The following is a 22,535-nucleotide window of genomic DNA, read 5'->3' as shown; positions in this document are numbered from 1 at the left end:
TGACGGGCTTAAAAAGTTCCTAATACACTGTTACCCAGAATCATTGTATTTTCACTAAGACTCTCCTCGCAATCGTGCAACCGGCCAGCCGGGTATTCGCTGTGCAGTTGGCCGAGGGTTTCAATGAGTTGGTCGTTGAACGGGCGCAGGGCTTCCAGACGCTCCGCTGTCGGGCAAAGCGTTTCCGTTACAAGCTGCAACTGAGTCAGCCAGGCCCGGTAAACCGTTTCGAGCCGGTGCATGGATGCGTTCGAAACCCAGCAGATTTTGAGCGACAAACCGGCGGGAGCTTCCGAGCGGATGATCTGTTCCGCATACCGCCGAAAATACCGGTTCTGAAACCGGGCCGGCCAGACCGGCAAAACCACCGTGGCCCGGAACGAATACGGATCGTCGTCGGAACAGTCCGCGCAGTTTTCGTCCAGACACACCGGCATCAGGCGGTAATGCTGGTTTCGGGGCCGCAGCAATAGGTGTTCGATCAGGTACATTCCCTCGCTTTTGCCCTGATTGGCAACCGCCCGAATCAGGGCGTCGCGTGCTTTGTCAGCTTCCAGCCAGGTACCAAACGTGGAGGTGGTCCGGGCCACGGCGGTTCCGGTTTCATCGACCAGCTCGAGCGCAAATGAACGGTCGGCCTGCTTTTTACGGCGATAGCGCTGCGGATTGGTAAACCAGTACGGCATCTGGTCGGTGTAGGGCCGGGCTTCGGGCAGGATGCCATCGACAAACACAAAACCGGCCAGCACGGCATCGTTTTCGTTCAGAATAGCAAACCCCGCCTTGTCGGTAGTCATCCGCAGCCGGGCCGGACACGCGAGGTTTCGGCGGGTATAATCGGCCAGACCCAGCAAGCGGGCGGCCCGTTTCTCCAGCCCCGACACGTTGAGGGTATCCCAGATTGGGTTGGCTGCCGGTATGCCGTTCGTCCGGGGATTGGTAGCCGCGTAATTGAACGCCCGGCCCCGTTCGCTGCTCACGACGGCATAATCGTCCAGAAACTGAATTTTATCCCGGATCAATTGGTCGGGCACCACCCTGGCGTAGTCCGCCTGACCACGCTCATCGACGCTCATTTGATAAAGCATCAGCGTATAATCGCTGAAACTTTCGGAGAACCGGGCCAGCAGATGATCGAGAAACCGGTGCCGGCGGTCATAAAACGTGGCTTCCGGCTCCACCAACTGATTCCACCGCGGCTTCCATTGGTCGGCCGCTGTACCCGAATCCCAGTCCAGCACCTTTTCGAGCAACACCTCGCCAGCTCCATTTTTCTGGTACAGTTCGTCGGTCAGCCCATCGTGTTCTACCCCTTTGATGTCGTCCAGAAACCGGTTGAAATACGTCCTGGTCAGGTTTCGGGTGGAAAGCAAGTGCCGGGAGTGGGTCAGCTGCTGAAAAAAGTCGGCCAGGAGTTGATCAAAAAACAGCAGATACGCTTTGAGTTGTTTGGCCTGCGCTTTCCGTTCGGGCGACGCACCATTCGGCAACCCCGCTTCGCCAATGCCGTAGGTTTGGGGCAGTTCATACTGCACAGAATAATACTCCGCCAGATCCCGAAACCGACCTTTCGGCACCGGCAGGTCGTCGGTATGGCCGTTGAGTTTGCTGCGCCGACGGATCGCCTGGAGCATCCGCAGGGTGTCGTCAACCTCTTGCAAACGGGCGGAATTGGTAATCGTAAACGGAATTCTGTCCTTAAAAAACAGCAGTTTCGATTTGGCGGGGCTAAAAACTGGCTTGGTATTTTGCGGGACATGCAAACACCAGCGCTGGTTTTTTTGCCCGGCATCCGGTTTTCCGTCGGTTCCGTAAAGCGTCAGCCGAACGGTTTTGACGGCCAGAACGCCGTCGACATCCATGAGCAGATTGATCAGGTCGGAGGTGCGGATTTCGCGCCGGAGTTGGGCGTTCTGCAATTCACCAGCATCCAGAAAACCGTGTTTCAGCACGGGCCCTTCAAAAATTTCGGCCGTTGTCTGGCCCCGATCCAGGAGTTCGGCCAGGGTATAAAACGACAGGGCGGGATTGAGATAATTCTGAATCTGAACGTACATTTCGGCCAGAACGCGCTCCGGATCGGCATCCGGCCGGAGGTCGACGTCCGCACAGATACCCACGTCACGTGTTTCAACTGGCTCGACGCACAGCCAGTCTTCACCGAGGTTGCGGTTGTCGTGCAGGGTCAACATCACCTGCTGCACAATCGAACGGGCTTTGTCCAGTTTTTCGACTAGTTGCTTTACCAACGCAGCAACCTGAGCGGGCGAAAAGTACGTTTCGATTTTTTCCGTCGTCACCCGAAAATCGGATGACGGTCGGCTGGCGACCGCGACTTCCAGCGGAAATGCATCGGTTGTTCCCGCTTTTTTCAGGACCAGTTTCCAGCGCAGCGACCGCGGATCGGGCTGACTCGGGGCCTCCACCGCAAGCCCCGCCGACTCCGCCGTTAGTGTATCCAGCAAAGCCAGAAAGGGTTCGGCTTCCTGCCAGTTGCGGAAAGGGGGCCGCAGCTCAAACGTAACGCCGTAGAGATCAAAAGCCGGGTCGGTATTTTTTTCAAAGACCTGATGGGAAATCTGGGCGTAGTTCAGATCGCCGTAAGCGTCGGTTTCGTCCAGATCCAGCAAAATTTTCTGCAATCCCCGCAACCAAACCCGGTTGCCGGTATCCGCAAAAGTGAGTAAATCCAGGCGATAGTCGGCAAAAAGCGGCTGCTCACCCGGTATGGGCAACCGGAACCCGTCCGCATCGGTCGCATCCTGATCGAACACAAGCCACGCATTGCTGACGCCCGGAATATCGACTACCAATTTTCGGTAATCGTTTTCGCTGACGGGTCGGCAGGTGAGAATTTGCCGGGGCGTAAAAAACGTAGCGTTCTGAATGGTGCCGTCACTGTCTTCAGCAAGCAGATCTTTGATGTCGAAATCCGTCCGGTAGCCGAGTTCGGTCAGGGCATAACACAGGGTTTCCAGCAGTGTGATTCCGGGGTCGTGGCTGTTGTAATCCGTCCAGAGCCGGCTGGCCAGGTTTTCAATGTGCTTCAACCCTTCCTGATAGAGCAGCGCGTAATCCTGACCGGGAGGAAGCCGGCGGTTTTTGTCGATTGTCAGGTGGGGTTCCATCAGCAGTCACAAGGTTCAGAATCGGTGGTCAGGATGTTTACGGTATGCCCCAGGTCGCCGTTGCCAAACGACGTCAGCACGGAACGCGCGGTGGTGGCTTCGGCGTCTTCGACATCCGGCTGGTAGAGGACATTTTCCACGTAATGATCCATCCGAAAACAGCTCAGATAATCGACGTACGGCTGTTCTTCCACAAAGTTCAGAACGACGGACTTCGTAATTTTTCCACCAAATTCAATATCCCGGCCAACGTCATAGGCCCAGGGTGCCAGAAATTGCCGGAGGCTCTGATCAAGCTTTTTCCGGTATACATCAGGATCGATCAGGGGATCATCGAAAAACTTCACGTTGAACGTAAATTTCACCTGCTCATACACGGCATTTTTGACATCGAGCCGGGTGTGCGCCGAGACAAACCGCTTCAGATACGTTCGAATCGCGTCGAGCGTTGCCAGATCGACCACCGGCCGGAAAGGATCGGCAGCGGCTTGCCGGCGCGTGTCGCGCAACGGCACAAGCAACACATAACCGGGCGCAACATCGCTATCGATCCGGCTGTGATTCAGGCATTTCACTTTATAAATACCCGGGAACTGTTCCAAAACCAGCCGTTCATAATCCCAGATGGTGATGCCGCGTTGTTTATGCCGCAGCCGCTCGCTGACGCGGGCGGAATACCGGTCATCCGACTCGACCGCCCGCCCGCCAAACGAATCATAAGGCTGGTCAATTTTTTTCAGGGCCGGGTCCGAAATCACCGCCTTGCCGATGGTTTTAGCGGGTACCGGTTGCTGGTACACCACGTTCTGATTCAGGTGATCGCTCAATACCGCCCGCACAGCCTGGGGGTGAATACCGACCACCTGACAAACCGCTCCGCGTCGTTGGGGCACCGAAATTTTCAGCCAGTGCAAACCGGCGGGCAGCAGCGTGGATTCTGTCGTGGCGGTTTCCCGAACCACGCATTGCACCAGGCCGGAATGCGTCAGATCGTCGGTTCCGTCGTACAAATCCGGGCGCGCGAACGGCTGCCAGCCTTCGTTCGTCAGAAAGCTCCACGCCACCTCCGTGCGGTTCAGAGCCGGGTCGGCGCTGCCTTCGGCCAGTTGCACCAGCAACGACTGCGCCGGTCGTAGGTTTTCGATCCCGATATACAATTCCCCCTCATCCGAAAATTGCGGCATCAGGGACACCGTCGGTGCCGGTTTTGGCCGGCTTGTCCCGAACGGAGTCAGGTGAAAAAACTGGCATTCCGCCCCGTCCGTGGCGGTACTAAAATCATACGTTTTCGCAAAAATATAATTGAGTGACAAGGACTTGATGGTGGGTACATACGGTGCCGCCGGCAGATGAGCCGGGTTGGCAAGGGCGGCTGCGACCAACTGTTGCGGGTAGGTGCCATGTCCAAAATCGTCGGTGGTTTCAAACCGGACAAAGCCCCGGTTAGCCGTGGTGGTCAACGGCGTATCCGCCGAAAAATCGGGTTCTATCGGAAAGGGGTTTCTAAATTCAATCGGATTGCCTTTCGATTTTCGTTCACCCTCAACGGGGTGCTTCACCCATTGCCCCCCATTCAGATAACTGACTTTGATAAATTCGGTCTTGAGTTCTGGCTGATCGGACAGGTCCCACTCGTTCGTTAGGTAAGCCCCGCCAATGTCCATATTACTGCTTTTCTGAAACAGCTCCTGACTACCGACCACAAACCCCGCCCCCACTTTCGGAATTCCGCCGAACGGCTGAAACGGCTTGGCAGCGTCGAGGGGGCCGAAATCGTTGCTGAGGGAAAATTTCTTCAGGCCGGTCACGTTGGCATAAATCACAATTGTAGTGAAGCGCAGACCGAACAGGCTCTGCGGCTGCATGGGTTCTTTACAGACGAATCGGGCAATGGGAAAGGCGGTTTTGAACGTCCCGTTGTGCAGTTTAGCGTTAAAAGAAACAATGGCGGGATCGTTGCCGTCCAGTTTAAGAATGACCCCTCCGGTATAACTTCGCCCCTGGATAATTTTTGCCGAAGGAACTGACCACCAGCCTTTGTCGGTGGTCAGTAAAATGTCAAACAGACCAAAGTCGATGTCGATTAATCCGGCATTGTCCGAGAACTGAATCGTCAGGGCCCGCTCTCCACCCTGACAATAGAGTTGGCTGGAAGCTACGGCAAAGCCAATTTCCGCCCGGTCGCGGCTGGTATTTCCGAAGGTTGGCCAGGCCTGGCCGGGAAGCAATTTGCCACCCTTCCCGTCCGCCGAATTAGCTATTGGGGAGGCATAGACGGCTTTTTCAGTCGGGGTATTGTCAACGTAAACGGCTTTCAGTTCCTTGATTACCGCCTGATTCAGCACCACATCGCTGGTTGTCCGGTAAAACAACTCCTGCCCGTCGGCATTCTTCCCGGCCTTAAAAACCGTATGCCGGTTCAGCACATGGGTTTCAACCTGTTTTGCCAGTTCAAACGTCAAATAAACCGCATCCGGTTGGGCCGGTCGGTGCGGCAGGCGGAGCACCTGGTTGTAATAAAAATCCAGATGGCGGGCCGTAAACGTATTTAACTGTGCTTGGCTATACCGAAACAGCTTCAGAAACGTCAGAAAAAGCGCATAATGGGGCGTGTGGGTCGGCCACTGATCGAGTGTCATTTCAAGCGAACGACCGGCCTGCACCGAAACCTGCGCCAGTGTCCGGAAAAACGAATTGATCTGGGCCACAAAGAGGGTATGCGATGCCAGATTCCGCAGTTTCTCAACGCCTGTTCCAACCAAAACCGGGACCACCGCGTCGGCTCCGTCAGTCCAGATGGGGCTTAATTGGCCAAGAGCCGCTTCGGGATTCAGCAACTCCAGCGAGGTCGCTAAAGCCAACCCCGGCAGTAGCAGGGTATCGTGCTGACACCAATCATAGTACGCTTTTAGCTTTTTGAACGGTTCCTGCAGGCTACCGGTAATAACCCCTCCAAGATACTCCCGGAACACCAGATCAGTCGGTAGCTGGCGGTATTGGTCATCGAGCCGTTGCGTCAGGGTAAACAGAAACGCGAACAGCTGGAAGAAATGTTGTTTGACGAGATCATCCGAAAGCTGCGGAGTTTGGTTTCGGACCTTTGCCAGAATCGCTTCTTCCACTACTTTCCGGTAAGCGATTCCGTTCGTGTTTGCCAGGGTCGCCAGAATGGCCGAAACATCCCACTGCATGAACGGCTGCCAGGTGCCGCTCGGTTGATCGGCCCGATTATAATAGGTCAGATACCGTCCATATTCTTTGGCAAACAGCAGCAGATCGGCCGTTGACCGTTCATCGACCCGCACAAAGTCGGGCGTCAGAGCTTTCAACAGACGTTGCGTCTGGCTTACGCCCGAACGTTGCAGCGGATGGCTATTTCGGCGAATGGGCGGCATCAGGGTGTCAGATTGGTTCCTTCGTTGAGGTAGAACGGATAGACGAAATTCAGGCGGGTGTTGGTCGCCCGGATCCGGTAGCCAACCGTGATCTGGACCAGCCCGGCCGTGCGGTCAGGTTGCTGCACGTCCAGATCGATCAGGTCGATGCGGGGCTCGTGGTACAGAATGGCCGTTCGGACGCGGTCGCGGAGGTAAGTCAGAAACGTCGTCGTCAGCGGCTCAAACAGGACTTCGTCCAGATTGGAGCCGTAATCGGCCCGCATCACCCGTTCGCCCAGGCGCGTACTGAGCAATATATGCAGACTGGTTTGGATGGCAGCCTCATCCGACACCACCTCAACCGTACCTGAATGCTGGTCAAACGTGGGCGGAAAACGCCAGCCGGTTCCTAAAAAAGAGCGATTTATCATCTTCAGTTAATTTGAACGAGGGCACCTTTCAATTCCAGAACGCCGGTTGCCTGAATGGAAATCTGGGTTCCTTCGATGGAAAGGTTTCCGCTGGCTTTGATGGTAACCCGGGAAGTACTCTGGATCGTGACGCCCCCGCCATCCAGCACAATCGTGTTACCAGACTGATCTTCAACCTGCACTTTCCGATCGTTATCACTAACCATCAGGGTATTACCGCCGGGCGTCAGGATCGTGACGGACTTCTGGTCATCGTTAAAAACCACCTTCATCCCCTCCCGCGAAACATAGCCTTTTTCCGGGTTTTGGGCCGCGGGTGTCAAGGGTGCCGGTTTGGCGCTGCTGTGCAACATGCCCATCAAAACCGGATTGCGCAGGTCATTGCTGATAAAACCAATGATGACTTCGTCATCGATTTCGGGGTAAAAAAACGTTCCCCGGCCATTACCGGCATCGAGCGTAGCCACCCGGGTCCAGATGCCTTCCCCGGCAGCATCGATCAGGGGCAACCGCACTTTGACCCGAAACTCCCCCTGCGGATCGTTGTCGATCTGGGTCACCACCCCGATCTGCAGGCCGGGCGTGGCCGACAAGGCGCCGACGGCGGCCGTGGGACTCTGGGGCTGGATCGTCTCGGCAAAAAACTGTTCGGATGGCAACCCAAACCGGATGATGGTAACCCAGCCGCCATTCTCAAATTCCTGCTCGACCGCCGAAACCAGGTGGTTGCCGTCAAACCGACCGCCGATCCGTTCAATGCGGATGATCTGGCCCGGCAACACGGTTGTCGTACCGGTGGTTTTCAGCCGTCCCCGAACCCGCGACAGGCGGCTTTTGAGCAATCGCGCATCGGCCAATGCCTGCTGTTCCTGACGCGTGAGCCGCCCCGGATACGAAATGTGCAACGGCCGATTGCCCGATGCGTTGCTCAACACGCTGGCATCGACGTTACCGCCCTGCCCGGTTTGGGCCGGTTCGCTGGCCTCGGTTTCCTGCACCTCCTGATTCTGCGGATCCCAGGATGCCACCGTCACGCCGTTGGGTTGGGTGCGCGCGTCGGTTTCGCTGCTGAACGCGATCAGATTTTCGCCGTACGTAAAGGTCGCTACCACGGCGCTGTCCGGAAGCGCAGTCGGCAATGGTCTGGCAATAAGCCGGTTGTCATTGGTCAGGCAACTGTACCCGATGGCATCCAGGCGGGAAACGACAAAGTCCCAATCGCTCTGATTGTGCTGGGTAATCTCCGCGTGCATCAGGCTCGATGCTTCGATTTCCGTATCACGAAGCTCGTTCCCGGCGAGCAACTGCTCGGCCAGATCGGTATCGGTCAGGTCGTTAAAATGACGGCTCTGGAGCGGAGCGGTCATCCGGAAAGCCTGGTCGCGGCATTCCAGAATCAGACCGGTTTCGGTTTCCTCTTCCGCATCGTTCTGATTCTGGACGATAATTCCCTTAAAAACCGTCTGCGTTTCGCCATGGTAGCCCATCAAAATCTCAACCGGCTGGCCGGGTCGAAAAACGGCGGGGTCGTCGGTCGTGAAAGCGGCTGCCGCAACGTCGGTTTCCAGCAAATGCAGCCGGGCCGATGCGATGCGGTTCAGTTCCTTGCGAACGCGAATGCCCAGAATCGGATAGTCGTCACCCAACTCGCGGTCATTGATTTTGACCGAAAAGGTAATTACATCGGCATCAGGCGCAACAATCGGCGGAACCATACGCAGAAAGGGGATTATAGGATCGGAATCGTTATTTCAACGGCGGAAAATACAGGGCCGTACCCGCCCGGATGCGCCGAAAACCGGTCAGGTCGTTGGCGCGGGCCACGTCGATGTAATACCGGTCGGTGGTGTAGACCTCCTGGGCCAGCAGCGACAGGCGGTCATTCGATTTCAGGTCTTTGCGGTGCGTGATGTCGGGGGACTGGCGATTGGCTTCGGCGGTTCGTAACCTTCGGGATTTGAACTCTTTAAAAGTCGCTTTCGCCAGCACCCGAATCGGTTTTCCATCGGGTCGAAAAAGCTTGTATTCCAGATCGAGTGCGGTCAGTACGCAGGTAAAATGCAGCGTTCCCCACAGGAGTTCGAGGTATTTGCTGCGGTGAATGGTGCCGTCGTACACGATGCCCGAAATAAATTCTTCTACTTTTGCCACCACATCTTTCGGGCTCGAAAAAGGATCGAGAGCCGTCGGCAGCAGCGACCCGTCCTGAAGAACACCGGTGCTGTCGAACAGAAATTCAAACCACATTTCGGGCGGACTCACCTTCACAAAACCCAGATCCGAGCCCACCGAACCGGCGGGCTGCGTGTCGCAATACTGAATCTGCAACTGCCGGGTGTAGCCATCAGGATTGAGCTGGACGGTCAGCGGTTCACCTTCCCGGCGCGTAAATTCAGGGTCGGAATACGCCTGAATCTTCATTTTTTCGACTTTTCCCAGAAAATTTTCCAGCATCAGCGTTCGGCTTTTTCTTTGAGTTTCTGCAACACTTTATTCACGCAGGCGGTGGTTATTTCCTGCTTCAGCCGGGCCACGTCCAGCGGTTTTGGTTCGGGATGGTTTTTTCCGCCATTCACGACCACTTTGATGTGCAACTCCCTGATTTCAATCGGCATACCTTCGAATCCGTTAATTTAAAAACCCAGCGCAGCACCCGTCCCTGCCAAACCCGCCGATGCCGCCGTATCGACGCTGAGGTAGTTGAAGTGGGTATACGACAACGTCAGCGATTCGATCACGACACTGTTCTGTTCGGCATTGAATGCGCCCACCTGCCAGCGTTTCGGAATGGCATTGACCACATACCACGATTGCAGCGGCAGGTGGTCGGAATTGAGCAGGGAGATGAGCACGTTGGTCGGTTGAAAGGAAAAATCTTCGATAGCCCGTTTGCACCAGACCGTAATGGCCGAGCCGGTGAACAAGCCGCGTTTCAGAGTCAAATCGGAATATTTCGACCGAACCGGCAACTGGTGGACGGAGCGGTTCTGCCCTCCCTCCCGAACGGTCTCCATTTCCATTTCCACCTCCAGGCCCGAAACTTCCTGAAACCGGAAGTCGTTGGGCAACTGCGGGAAGAGTTCGAAGACCACCGAAAAATGAAATCCGACGGGTGGATACGTGACCATCGCTTATTCGTTCTGAATGGTCAGCCCTTCGTGCGCCAGTTCCAGCGTTTCAATCGCCACCTCGTTGCCGTCGGCTTTGAGGTCGGTCGATTGTACCTTGACGGGCCAGGCATTTTTGATTTTCCAGACCACCGTCGGTTCGTGATTTTCGTTCAGCAGGGAGATGGTCAGATCCCGGCGCTCGATTTTGTTGAGCTGAACGGTATTCCACCAGTTGAAGAATTCGTTATCACCCTTGAAGGTGCCGCGTTTCAGCGTGATATTGCTGAACTTCTGCATCCCCGGCATTTTGACCTTGCTATATTCGGGACTCGATCCGTCGCGGTATTCGATCACTTCGGTGCTAACTTCCAGTCCGCTGACTTCGGTGAAGCCAATTTTGGTGCCGCCCCACTCCACCCGGAAGTGAAACTTTGGTATTGGATATTCGGCCATGAGTCGCGTATTCGTTTAGGACTGCTGCATGAGTTGGGAAAAATTCAAAATAATGAATTCAGCGGGCCGAACCGGAGCCATTCCGATCGTGACAATCATCCGGCCTTCGTTGATATCGACGTCGGTCATGGTCGTTTTGAGTCCGACACGAACATAAAAAGCCTGTTCGGCTTTGGCCCCCGCCAGTGCGCCCTGTCGCCAGAGCGTGGTGAGGTAATTTTCGATCATGCTCCGCACTTTCACCCAGGTGTTGGCGTCGTTGGGTTCAAACACAAAATGCTCACACGCTTTCCGGGCCGATTCTTCCACCAGGTTGTAAAACCGCCGAACGGGCACATAGCGCCATTCGCTGCTGGTGGCGTCCAGGGTGCGCGCGCCCCAGACCAGAATGCCTTTGCCGACAAAAGTCCGGATGGCATTGATCGATTTACCGGTCGGATGGTCGTTCAGACTCTCCTGTTTTTTGTCGTCAAGTTCAATCGTCACTCCGCTGACGCTGCTCAGGCTGACGTTTGCCGGGGCTTTCCAGACGCCCCGGGTGCCGTCGACATAGGCGTAAATTCCGGCAACAGCCCCGCTCGGCGGCACAATCGACGACGAGGATTTCAAGGTGTTCAGAATGGACTTCAGAGCCGGAAACCCTTCGATCAGCACCGTTTGCAAGGTTAATTCATAGTTTTCAGCCGCCTGCCGCAGCGATTGAAGAGAAAGCAGCACAACATTGAAAGTGTCCCTGAGCGTTGGCCATGCGGCCGTCATCTGGGCTATTTTCTTCGCTTCGTCGCTGCCGGCAGCAGCTGCATCGAAGATGGCCGTACTGGCGGCCGGTATGTGGGTGCCCGTGCCGGCACCGTCTCCAAAAATACCCTCCCAGTTAGCGTGGACATTCGGTTGATGGGCGGCTTTGGAAAAACGCGGAAATTTGGCACTTCCGGAAAAACCAGCCACATCGGCAGCACCGACATCGTGGCTGATCAGCGTACCATACACACTTTTGACAGCCGTAATGCTTTGTTCTGCCTGCGTCTTCAGATTGATGGAACCCAGTCCGGCACTGGTTGTATACGTCTGTAACAAATCGGCCAAACTGTACAGATAATCAAAGACGAGCACCAGAGTGCCCAGCTTTTCGGCCAGGTCGGAGGCCGTGTTGAATTTGTCATTCAGCCGGTTGAATTCTTCCGCTTTAATCAGGTTTGCCGTAAAATCAGCCCGGAGCTTATTAGAATCGGCAATGGCCTGGTCAAGTGCCGTAAGGCGATCACGAATCGTTCCCCGTTCCGAATCGGTGTAACTGTTGGCCAGATCAATGATGTTGACCATTACCCCACCCCGCCGAAGTTTTGACGTAAACACAGGAGCGCTGGTATCCAGTAAATCGCGGTACCCTATGTTTTTGCTCAGCGTCGCTTTCAACCAAGGCGTATAGGCCGCGCCGTATTTCAGGTTGTTGATGCCGACCTGGTTTCTGAAGCTATCGATACCGGTTTTCCAGCTCAGTTCGGAAGCATCCTGCTGTAAATCCATCACCACGAAACGGTTGAAATCCACCCGAACCGCCGGGTCACCGCATTCGCGCAAGGCCGCCTGCTGAACGGCATGAAACTCATCTGCCGGCAACGAAACCGCGTCCGGAAACAGAATCAGGGTAGGCTCATCTTTGCTGCGTAGCGCAACCAGGCCTTTTTCGATAAAGTCATCTTTCCTAATTTCGGCCGTATAGAGACCTACTGATATAATGAAACACTTCCCGCCACCATTATTAAAAAACAGCCGAATGCTGTCATATAAATAATACGTCTGGTTGCTGGTGCTTTTCGACACGCCATTGGAGGCATCCAGTTCAATGGTACTGTACTGGATGGACGGCCCAAATCCAAAATACAACTGATACTCCGCCAGCGAATTGACTTCCTGCGGCACATTCGATAAGTCGTTGGGCTGAAGCAAATCGGCTTTTTGCGTGTAGCCGATAAAGGCCGGAATTGCCGTCTCCACCTCAGAAATGGAAGGTGGTAAAAGCGAAATTTCCTCAACATACACTCCTGGAGTTCTGTACTGCATATTGGTACGGATTTAGGAATTATTAAACAGGTTCGTTTCGAATGATCTCGCTGTTCACTTGAGTTTCCAGAATGACCGGTCCGCCATCGGTTTCGCGATTTTCCTGAACGGAAATCATGCGCATTCGATAGACCACCGAAGGCATATACCGCCCACCCAGCGACGACCATAACTGGTGCGTCTGCTCACTAGTGAGACTCACCAGTTCGAGGGATATTTTTTCAATTTCAGCCAGCAACCCCGGCGTATTGGTTGGCGTAAAAACACTTTTTTGCTGAAAAAAGCGAATAACACCCTCCAGATACAGGAGTGAATCGGCATACCGGCTGCGGGTGTTTTCCTGGCTATAGGCGGCAAACAACAGGGTCAGATTAAAATGCTGGCTCGGATTGCGGTAAATCGTCCGGTTGTCGCGCCGGACAAAATGATCCGGATCCCGGCTCATCCGGTCTTCCTCAATGTTTACGATGGAAAGCGTAATGAAGGTGGGGGCCACCAGAAACTGGTCTCCGTCGTTCAATTGAGCCACATTCAGCATGTCGACCGGGACGGTATCACTGCCCGTAATGTATTGGTTCGCTTCCCGAATAATCTGGTCCAGCGCATTTACGAACAACGACCTGCTGATTGCCATATTTAAGCATGGTTACGTACCTGACAAACCGTATAAGAGCAACGTTGCCTGCAATAAGCCATCTCCCAGGCACATCCTTTCCCCGCTGTGTGGCAAGATCTAAAACCGGGCCCTGGCAGGGCGTTTTTTTTAACGCATACCAATCGAGTGAAGATCCCGTACAAATATGAAGACCTGTTTTTCAATTACATAGCGTAGAATTACGCTATCTGACCCGGATAAACCCTATTATTTCCTTTTGGTAAGTTTCAATTAAGCCATTGTGGAGCCCCGCACAATCAGGCGGGTGGGCAGCACCACCAATTCCGGCTCCGGTCGCTCGTCTTCGGCGGCCAGTTGATTGAGCAAAAGGCGGGCAGCCTGTCGGCCAATTTCATCGACGGGTTGAGAAACCGTTGTCAGTCCGGGTTCGATAAGGGCCGAAATCGGGTCGTCGCTGAAACCGACAATGGCAATCTCTTCCGGTATTCGCAACCCCCGGCTTTTGATCACTTTCAGCGCTTCGATGGCCGTCGGATCGTTGATCGCAAACAGAGCGTCGGGCGGCTGCGGCAGATTCAGCAGGTGATTGACGTAAATATTGGCCTTGTCGAGCGTCAGATCGTAGGAAATAATCAGGGATGGGTCGATCGGGATCTGGTGGTTCGTCAGGGCATCCCGGTAGCCGTTCAGGCGGGAGCGGCTGTTTTGCAGTGAATCCGGCCCGGCCAGATGGGCAATCCGCCGTTTGCCGGTTTTGATCAGGTGCTCGACGGCCTGATAAGCGCCTTCGTAATCGTCGACGGCCACTTTCGATACGCTCATCTCATCGACAATCCGATTAAAAAATACCACCGGGATCCCTTTCCGCTCAAAGATTTTGAAGTGTTCAAAATTACGGGTTTCCTTCGTGTGCGAAACCAGAATACCGTCTACGCGGCTAGCTAACAGCAACTTCGTGTTGCTGATCTCGGTTTCGTACGACTCGTTCGAGTGGCAGATTACCACGTTGTAACCCGCCTGCGCCAGAACATCCTGCGCACCGATAATCACCTTTGGAAAAAAGGAACTCAGAAACTCCGGCACCATGATCCCGATGGTTTGCGTCCGGTTGGTCAGCAGCGAAATCGCCAGTTGGTTACGCTGGTAATCGAGTTCCGCAGCCAGTTCGAGCACGCGTTCGCGGGTCTTCAATTTGACGTTCGGATGCCCCGTCAGCGCGCGCGAGACCGTCGACTTCGATAAGTTCAAGGTGTTGGCAATGTCGATGATGGTGATCTGGTGATTTTTCATTAATGGTATTATTCAAATAAATACAGCCTTTTCAGGCACTTCCTTTAACGCGATTCCCGGTAATTGCTTCCCGTTTTTGGGAATGTTCCCAGTATTTTGGGAATGTTCCCAAAAATATAATTCTATTTTTTCTTTTCAAAATTATTATTCAGTCGTAATATCAATCAGGAAAAGCAAAAAAACCAGATTTAGTTGGTTTTAACACGGTATAAGACTTATTGAACGGTCAAACGGCGTTTTAGAACAGCACTGGTTAACTCTCTTTTCAAAATTGTAAATTTTCAATACCAACCTTTAACCATAAGGACAATGTCCAGATTTACGTATGCTGCCTCTTAAACGTAATTGGCTGGCGAGCGGACTCCTCTGTCTCCTCTTGCTGCCCCTCTCCTTTTCATCTTTTGCCCAGTCGGCCCGGAATGCCAGTATTCGTGGCCGGGTCACTTCCGGCACCGATCCGCTGCCGGGTGTCAACGTCATTCTGAAAGGTACCCAGCAGGGTACGACCACCGACGCCAATGGTCAGTATACGCTGACCATTCCGGATGGAAATGCCGAATCAGCTACCCTGGCCTTCTCGTACATTGGCTACGTTTCGCAGGAAGTGAAAGTCGGCAATCGCACGACCATCGATGTGTCGCTCGCGTTAGACGACCGGGCGCTGAGTGAAGTGGTTGTGGTTGGTTACGGAACCCAGCGGAAAGTCGAAACCACCGGGGCCATTGCCTCCGTCAAAGCCGCCGATCTGGTGCAGACGCCGGTTGCCAACGTGGCGCAGGGCCTGCAATCGCGGGTGGCCGGGGTTCAGGTCAGCCAGAATACCGGAGCGCCGGGTGGTAACATCAGCGTCCGGATTCGGGGAACGAACTCGATCAACGGAAACTCCGAACCACTGTATGTCGTCGACGGTATTCAGATTTCCAACATGGGTGGGATCAACGACGTCAGTCCGCTGTCGACCATCAATCCGAACGACATCGAGTCGGTCGAAATCCTGAAAGATGCCTCGGCTTCCGCCATTTACGGGTCACGGGCGGCCAATGGCGTCGTGCTGATTACCACCAAACGCGGCAAAACCGGCGCTACCCGCGTCACGTTTGACAGTTACTATGGTATTCAGAAAGTAAACAAAACCCTGCCGGTTTTAAACGCGTCTCAGTTTGCGCAGCTGGAAAATGAGGTTTTCAAGAATAATTTCTACCCCGATCCGGCTTCGCTGGGGGAAGGCACGAACTGGCAGAACCTGATTTTCCGCCAGGCCGCCATCCAGAATCACCAGTTGTCGATCAACGGCGGAACGGAAAAAACCCAGGTAGCTTTGTCGGCCAACTACTTCAATCAGGACGGTATTATCATCAACTCGGCATTCAAACGCTACTCCTACCGGTTGAACGTTGACCATAAAATCAGTGACCGGGTTAAAGTAGGAACCAGTATCCTAGGCAGTTACGCCATCAACTCGGGCATCACGACGGGTTCGCCAACCATCGGTGATGCGGGGGTTGTGACCGGCTCCATTCTGGGTGCGGCCATTGGTGCCCCACCAACGCTGGTGCCTTACCGGGCCGACGGTTCGGTATTCCCGTTTGGTGAACAGGCTGGTGGTCAATACCGGGAAGTAACCAATCCACTGAATTTCGCTAGTGTATTGAACCGGAACGCCATCAAGCGGACCCTTGTCAATTTCTACGCCGATTTCAACATTCTGAAAGGACTGAATTACCGGGCTTCGTTCAACGCGGACATCCAGAGCAACCTGCGCGATGGGTATTCGCCCCGTTCGATCGTCAATAAATCGGACTTGAATGACAATTCGGGGTCCGGGTTCAAAGTCAACGGCAATAACCTGAATTTGCTGCACGAAAGCATTTTGACCTACAGCACGAGCTTCGCGACCAATCACACCTTCAAAGCCACGGCAGTGGTTGCGTCGCAATCGGAACAATACAATCAGAACCAGATCAACGCCAACGGTTTTCCGAATGATGCCACCCAGAATGAAGCCCTGCAACTGGCATTAAACCGCACGGTGACCAGTACGCGGGATCGCCAGCGCCTGGATTCCTACCTGGCCAGGGTCAATTATGGGTACAAAGACAAGTATTTTCTGGATTTGACGGCGCGCGTCGATGGATCGAGCAAGTTTGGAGCCAACCACAAATACGGTTTGTTCCCGGCGGTTTCGGCCGCCTGGCGGATCATCGAAGAGCCGTTTGCCAAAAACCTGACCTGGCTTTCGGACCTCAAACTTCGGGGTAGTTACGGAATTACCGGAAATGCCGCGGGACTTGTCCCCTACCAATCCCTGGCGACGGTTTCAGCCTCCGGCAGTGACTACAACTTCAACCACGGTTTCGTAACGGGTATCAACCCGTCGGGGATCGCCAACCCCGATTTACGCTGGGAAAAATCCTCACAAGCCGACATTGGTCTTGACATCAGTCTGCTCAACAACCGGATCAGTTTCATTGTCGACGCCTACCAGAAAACGACCAACGATTTGCTGTATGTAAAAGCACTGCCGCTCAGTTCGGGCTACGGCACCATCACCGGGAACTACGCGAAGCTGGAAAACAAAGGGCTGGAGTTCGCCGTGAACGCCCGGATTCTGGACGGTCCGCTGAAATGGAACGTTTCCGGTAACCTGACGATGAACCGCAACAAGGTGCTGGATCTCGACGGTGGAACAACCCAGGAACGGTTTATCACGGCCTATACCGTTTTGAAAGTAGGGCAACCGCTCGGCATGTTCAAAACCTACGTTTACGACGGCATCAACCAGACCGGCGAGACCATTTTGCCGGGTTACGACGGCCGTTTGGGTGGTCTGAAAGTGAAGGATATCAACGGCGACGGCACTATTTCGGCGGCCGACCAGGTGATTACCGGCAATCCGAACCCGAAGTTCATCTACGGTTTTTCGACGAACCTGTCGTACAAAGGTTTTGATCTAAACATGTTCCTTTCGGGTTCGCAGGGCAATGACATTTACAACGCGGCCCGGCTTTCGTTCGAGATGCCGCTGGGTCAACGCAACCAGTTGGCCGGACTTGCCAACCGCTGGTCGCCCACCAACCCCAGCAACGACTACGTGAGTGGTGCGCAGGCGGGTCGTTTACCGGTAACCAGTCAGGTCGTGGAAGATGGCTCATACCTGCGCTGTAAAAATTTAACGTTGGGCTACACGGTGCCGCGCATCAAGGGAATCCAGCAAATCCGGGTGTATGTGAGCACCAATAACCTGTTCACCATCACCAAATACAGCGGTTTTGATCCGGAAGTGAACACGTATGCGGGTCAAAATACCGCCATTGGTATCGACAATCTGGTGTATCCACAAGCCAAGTCATTCCTGGGCGGTCTTCAGGTCACCTTTTAATTAGTGAATTAGCGATTGAGTGAAAATCAGTACGCAACGTCACGATCACTCAATCACTCATTCACACAATCACTCCAATGAAAATGAAGAAAATACTTATCCCGATACTAGCCGCCTTCTGTCTGACCGGCTGCGAACTGGATGAAACGATTTATTCGTCCATCTATACCGAAGCGTTTTATAAAACCGCTGCCGATGCCGAGAAAGGGCTGGTTGCGGCCTATGATCCGTTTGCCGACATGTACAGCGGTCCGGCCGGCACCTTGATTGCCGACTTCAGCGACGATCAGACGTACCCACGCGGGGTGGTCGGCCGAAATACTCTGACCCTCTTCACGTACGATGTCAACTACACGACTCAAAAGAGCAATTCCCGCACCAACGAATCGCCCCAGCAAATCTGGTCGTCGGGCTACGACGGAATTGAAAAAGCCAACTGGATCATTGCCAAAGTTCCGGCAGCGGTGATGGACGAAACCCGCAAAAAACAGATCATCGGCGAAGCGTATTACCTGCGGGCGTTCTACCTCTGGATGCTGACCAAAAACTTCGGCGATGTGCCCATCAAGACGACGCCAAGCTATTCGGAAGCGGATGCCGTGGTTGGAAAAAGTCCGAAAGCCGAGGTTTACAAACAGATTTATGCGGATTTGGACATGGCCCTGGCGGCCGGTTTACCGTCGTATCCGGCCGTTGACAAAGGTCGCCCGGCCAAGGAAGTAGCCAACGCGCTGTATGCCAAAGCGGCTCTGTATAATGAAGAATGGCAAAAAGCGCTCGAAAAAGCGCAGGCCGTGATCACCTCGGGCAAATATGCGTTGATGCCGGATGTGCGCGATGTCTACAAATATGACAAGGAAGATGCCGCGCGCATCGAGAACATGTGGGCGTATGAAGTGGACCCGATTTCGCCGGGCCGCTCGCACCAGATGACGGGTTTGTGCGGACCGGCTGCCAGTAGCGGTCCCGAATACGGTAAAACCACGTTCGGGTCGATGTTCGCTTATATGTCCTTCTACAAGTCGTTCAATCCGCAGGATAAACGCCGGCAACTGCTCGATACGACGTATGTGGACAAAAACGGCAAAACCGTTCCGCAAAAAAGCGTAACGCCCATTACAACGGACGGCGTTTTGATCAAGAAATACCAGGATCCGGTTTCGACGCAGGGCCTGATTCCGAACATTCCCATCTTCCGGCTGGCCGATATGTATCTGATTGCCGCCGAAGCCGAAGCGCGTCTGAACGGCGCAACACCGGCGGCTTACGGCTACATCAACACGATTCGGAAGCGGGCGGGTCTGGCCGATTTGACAACGGGTTTGAGCAAAGACGCCTTTATCGAAGCGGTTTTGCAGGAACGGGCCTGGGAGTTTTTTGCCGAAGGCGATCGCTGGTATGATCTGACCCGCACCGGTAAATTCCTGACGGTGATTCCGAAAGCCGTCAATGCGGTTTACCCGGTCCGGAATGTGACGGCGAAGAACAAATACTTCCCGATTCCGCAGGATGAAATGAACGCGAATCCGAAGCTCGAACAGAATCCGGATTGGAAATAGTGGTCGGTTTTCGGTATACAGTTTACAGTGGCTGACGCGCGTCCAGGATGCCTTAACCACCGCAGACTGAATACCGAAAACCCTAAACTAAACATAGTACTCACGTTGAAAATGAAAAAATTCCGTGGCCTGCTTTTTTGGGTACTGGTGCTGCTCGCACCATTCGGGCTTCCGGCCGATGCTTCGGCCATCGGGAAAAAGCCGGAGAAAATCCGCGAGTTTACCATCACCGAGAACGACACCACGACCTATACGCTGAAACTGGCCTTCGACGAGAATGACCAGCCGTCGTATTTTTTCCGGAATATTTTCACACCGGTTTGCCTCACGGGCGAGTGTAAACCGGTGTATATCAACTTTTACTGGGACTTGTTGGGCAACTACACGCGCTACGACTTTCCGCCGGGCGAAGTGCTGACCAAGATGGACCACCGGGAATTCAAGCAGGAAGATTACGACAAGTTGCAGGACATTCTGAGCCGCCCGAATTCGTTGCTGAAAGACGTGGCCATGGAAGACCTGGTCGGCAAAGGCACCGAAAACCTGGCGGATTCGGTGGATGCGAAAGCCGGGGCCACCTTGAAAACCGTCAAGAATGAGGTGATCGACGGGGCTGTTTATACCTGTTATACGCTCTGGCACATCGCCCACGGACCGGTGGTGGATGAAATGCTGAAGATTACGGAAAGCTACAAAAGCGAGCCGCTGCTCCACCAGTTTCTGACGGGCACCAACCATTTCTACCAGTATTGGGCGATGGAACGGGTGATCGACAAAAGCGGGAACGTAGCCGCTTCGTTCAATCCCGATTTGCAGCAAATCATTCGGGGAAAGAACGTTTTTACCGCCCGGTATGCCCTGCAAAAGCTCACGGATGCGTATTTTTTTGATCCGAACCGGCAAATCTGGCTGTGGAAAACGTATCAAATGGCTCCGTATCCCCTGCAACTGATGATTCTCAAAAAGCTGACCAAAATCCCGTTCCGCGCACCGTTGGCCGAAATGACCGCGCAGGATCTGACTAAAACGAATTCCGAGCAGTTTGCTCTGTTGTTGAAACTGCTGGCGGCTCAACCCAAATTACCGGAGAAAGCGTTACAAACGCTGGCGGCTCAACTGGCCGGTCCAAATCCGGAGTATGCGGCTGAAATCTACCGCGTTCTCAAAGACTTTCGACCTAAAAACCGGGCCGTTCTTGCAAAGATGAATGCCTATAAAATCGCTGGTCGGGATTTATAATCCCGACCCTAACTATCCCGGATCGCCGGGCGGCCCCGTTGTCATCCGAAACCCTAAACGCTCAATAACACAACCGAAAAACTGATGAAAACCCTTTTCCGAATGCTCCTTTTCCTGCTGGTTTCCCGGCAACTCGTTGCTCAGGACCACGTCTTCGTCGAAACCGAGTCATTTGAAAACAAAGGCGGCTGGGTCCTCGATCAGCAGTCGTTTGTGGTCATGGGCTCCTCCTACCTCATGGCCCACGGCATGGGTCGGCCGGTGAAAGATGCCGCCACGACCGTTCGTTTCCCGAAAACCGGCAAATACCAGATCTGGGTTCGCACCAAAGACTGGGCGCCCTTTCCGAAAGGGCCGGGCAAATTTCAGGTCGTCATCGACGGAAATCCGCTGAAGACGGTTTTTGGGGAAAGCGGCTCGGATGCCTGGAAATGGTATCCCGGTGGCGAAGTCGACGTTAAAAGTGATCAGGTAAAACTGGCACTCCACGATCTGACCGGTTTCAACGGCCGCTGCGATGCGGTTCTGTTTACCAACGTACCGAAGTTCACGCCGTCTGACAAACCGGAAGAACTGACCGCTTTCCGGAATAAACTCCTGAATCTGACCGGCAAACCCGCCGAAGCCGGAAATTTCGATCTGGTGGTCGTCGGGGGCGGCATTGCCGGAACCTGCGCGGCCATCTCGGCCTCCCGCATGGGTCTTAAAGTCGCGTTGATTCAGGATCGTCCGGTGTTGGGAGGCAACAACAGTTCCGAAGTTCGGGTGCATTTGCGGGGCGATGTCGACAAGAACCATTACCCCAAACTCGGTCGGATTGTCCGGGAAATGGACAATGGCGATCCGGGAAACGGCCATCCCGATGGACTGGAATACGGCGATGCGCGAAAAACGGACATTATAAAAGCCGAACGAAACATCACTCTGTATCTGAATACGCACGTTTATAAAATCGAGAAAAAAGGCAATACCGTTGCCGCAGTGATCGGGCGCGACATTGCCACCAACAAGGAAGTGCGGTTTACGGGGACCTATTTTTCCGACTGCACCGGTGATGGCACCCTGGGCTACCTGGCCGGGGCCGACTACCGGTTTGGTCGGGAAAGTAAAGCCGAAACCGGGGAGTCGCTGGCCGCTGAAAAAGCCGATAATTTCACGCTCGGAACGTCCAATTTGTGGGCATCGCTGGAGCGGGATACGGTTTCGTCGTTTCCTGAAACGCCCTGGGCCTTGCCTTTTTCGGACGAATACCACATCGACGAAGTGCGGGCCGACTGGCAATGGGAAACCGGTTTCGGGAATCTCAATACCATCACCGATGCCGAGAAAATCCGGGATCACAACCTCCGGGCGGTGTATGGCAACTGGTCGTACCTGAAGAATAACAAGAAAGCCAAGTATGGCAAACGCGAACTCGCCTGGGTGGCCTACATCGGCGGCAAACGCGAATCCCGGCGGCTGCTGGGCGATCACATTCTGACCCAGATGGATATTCAGGAAGGGAAGCAATATCCGGACGGCACCGTAACGGCCACCTGGACCATCGACCTGCATTTTCCAGATGCCAAAAACAGCAAATACTTTGAAGGTCAGGAGTTTTTCGCGGGCACGAAGCACATCAAAGTCGCGCCGTACACGATTCCATACCGCTGTCTGTATTCCAAAAACATCACGAACCTGTTCATGGCGGGCCGGAACATCAGCACCACGCACGTGGCTTTTGGCAGCACCCGCGTGATGCGGACCTGCGGCATGATGGGCGAAGTGGTCGGGTTTGCGGCCTATGTTGCGAAAAAATATAACACCACCCCGCGTGGCGTCTATCAGGAACATCTGCCGGAATTTATGGCCATTATCAAAGACGAGCCGACCGCGGCCAAGCCGTAATT

The 22,535-nt window shown here is 54.2% G+C and carries 15 protein-coding genes; 4 read left to right on the top strand and 11 right to left on the bottom strand.

All coding sequences use genetic code 11. The features are described 5' to 3' along the window. Nucleotides 1-8: 8 nt before the first annotated feature. The 11 genes from EHT87_RS03035 to EHT87_RS02990 form a co-directional block, all read right to left on the bottom strand. Nucleotides 9-3,128, bottom strand: coding sequence for a baseplate wedge protein (locus EHT87_RS03035; protein ID WP_124903719.1), 3,120 nt, complete (start codon nucleotides 3,126-3,128; stop codon nucleotides 9-11). Next, nucleotides 3,128-6,523 carry a baseplate J/gp47 family protein gene (locus tag EHT87_RS03030; protein ID WP_124903717.1) on the bottom strand — a complete coding sequence of 1,132 codons (3,396 nt, stop codon included), beginning with the start codon at nucleotides 6,521-6,523 and terminating at the stop codon, nucleotides 3,128-3,130. Before EHT87_RS03030 ends, EHT87_RS03035 begins: the two co-directional genes overlap by 1 nt. Then, nucleotides 6,523-6,936 (bottom strand): gp25 family contractile injection system sheath assembly initiator, encoded by a 414-nt coding sequence (locus EHT87_RS03025; RefSeq protein ID WP_124903715.1) that lies wholly within the window; start codon nucleotides 6,934-6,936, stop codon nucleotides 6,523-6,525. Before EHT87_RS03025 ends, EHT87_RS03030 begins: the two co-directional genes overlap by 1 nt. Nucleotides 6,937-6,938: 2 nt before the next feature. After that, nucleotides 6,939-8,651, bottom strand: coding sequence for a type VI secretion system tip protein VgrG (gene vgrG, locus EHT87_RS03020; protein WP_124903713.1), 1,713 nt, complete (start codon nucleotides 8,649-8,651; stop codon nucleotides 6,939-6,941). A gap of 31 nt (nucleotides 8,652-8,682) precedes the next feature. Further along, a complete protein-coding gene (locus EHT87_RS03015) occupies nucleotides 8,683-9,390 on the bottom strand; it encodes a CIS tube protein (RefSeq protein ID WP_124903711.1) in 708 nt (235 codons plus the stop codon). After that, a complete protein-coding gene (locus EHT87_RS31215) occupies nucleotides 9,390-9,551 on the bottom strand; it encodes a DUF5908 family protein (protein ID WP_185716127.1) in 162 nt (53 codons plus the stop codon). The genes EHT87_RS03015 and EHT87_RS31215 overlap by 1 nt, the downstream gene beginning before the upstream one ends. An 18-nt stretch (nucleotides 9,552-9,569) precedes the next feature. Then, on the bottom strand, nucleotides 9,570-10,064 hold the full coding sequence (locus tag EHT87_RS03010; protein WP_124903709.1) for a phage tail protein: 495 nt from the start codon (nucleotides 10,062-10,064) through the stop codon (nucleotides 9,570-9,572). Between the two features lie 3 nt (nucleotides 10,065-10,067). Next, the gene (locus EHT87_RS03005) at nucleotides 10,068-10,499 is read right to left on the bottom strand and encodes a phage tail protein (protein ID WP_124903707.1); all 432 of its coding nucleotides are present in this window, start codon (nucleotides 10,497-10,499) and stop codon (nucleotides 10,068-10,070) included. 15 nt (nucleotides 10,500-10,514) lie between these two features. Next, entirely contained in the window at nucleotides 10,515-12,563 is a 2,049-nt protein-coding gene (locus EHT87_RS31550; protein ID WP_124903705.1) for a phage tail sheath family protein, read from the bottom strand. Between the two features lie 22 nt (nucleotides 12,564-12,585). Next, complete coding sequence (locus EHT87_RS02995; protein WP_124903703.1) at nucleotides 12,586-13,197, bottom strand: contractile injection system cap protein; 612 nt, start codon at nucleotides 13,195-13,197, stop codon at nucleotides 12,586-12,588. A gap of 252 nt (nucleotides 13,198-13,449) precedes the next feature. Then, the gene (locus EHT87_RS02990) at nucleotides 13,450-14,469 is read right to left on the bottom strand and encodes a LacI family DNA-binding transcriptional regulator (protein WP_124903701.1); all 1,020 of its coding nucleotides are present in this window, start codon (nucleotides 14,467-14,469) and stop codon (nucleotides 13,450-13,452) included. A gap of 325 nt (nucleotides 14,470-14,794) precedes the next feature. Here EHT87_RS02990 and EHT87_RS02985 point away from each other — a divergent pair, with 325 nt between their 5' ends. The 4 genes from EHT87_RS02985 to EHT87_RS02970 all read left to right on the top strand — a co-directional run bounded on the left by EHT87_RS02985 (nucleotide 14,795) and on the right by EHT87_RS02970 (nucleotide 22,533). After that, entirely contained in the window at nucleotides 14,795-17,848 is a 3,054-nt protein-coding gene (locus tag EHT87_RS02985) for a SusC/RagA family TonB-linked outer membrane protein (protein ID WP_124903699.1), read from the top strand. An 83-nt stretch (nucleotides 17,849-17,931) separates the two neighbouring features. Beyond that, on the top strand, nucleotides 17,932-19,407 hold the full coding sequence (locus EHT87_RS02980) for a RagB/SusD family nutrient uptake outer membrane protein (RefSeq protein WP_124903697.1): 1,476 nt from the start codon (nucleotides 17,932-17,934) through the stop codon (nucleotides 19,405-19,407). A gap of 111 nt (nucleotides 19,408-19,518) precedes the next feature. Continuing rightward, nucleotides 19,519-20,646, top strand: coding sequence for a hypothetical protein (locus tag EHT87_RS02975; protein WP_124903695.1), 1,128 nt, complete (start codon nucleotides 19,519-19,521; stop codon nucleotides 20,644-20,646). An 84-nt stretch (nucleotides 20,647-20,730) separates the two neighbouring features. After that, entirely contained in the window at nucleotides 20,731-22,533 is a 1,803-nt protein-coding gene (locus EHT87_RS02970; protein WP_124903693.1) for an FAD-dependent oxidoreductase, read from the top strand. Nucleotides 22,534-22,535 lie beyond the last annotated feature (2 nt).

This window comes from Larkinella knui, from assembly GCF_003858645.1.
GTDB lineage: Bacteria > Bacteroidota > Bacteroidia > Cytophagales > Spirosomataceae > Larkinella > Larkinella knui.
The sequence above is the reverse complement of the archived record's forward strand: the minus strand, read 5'-3'. Positions and strand labels throughout refer to the sequence as shown.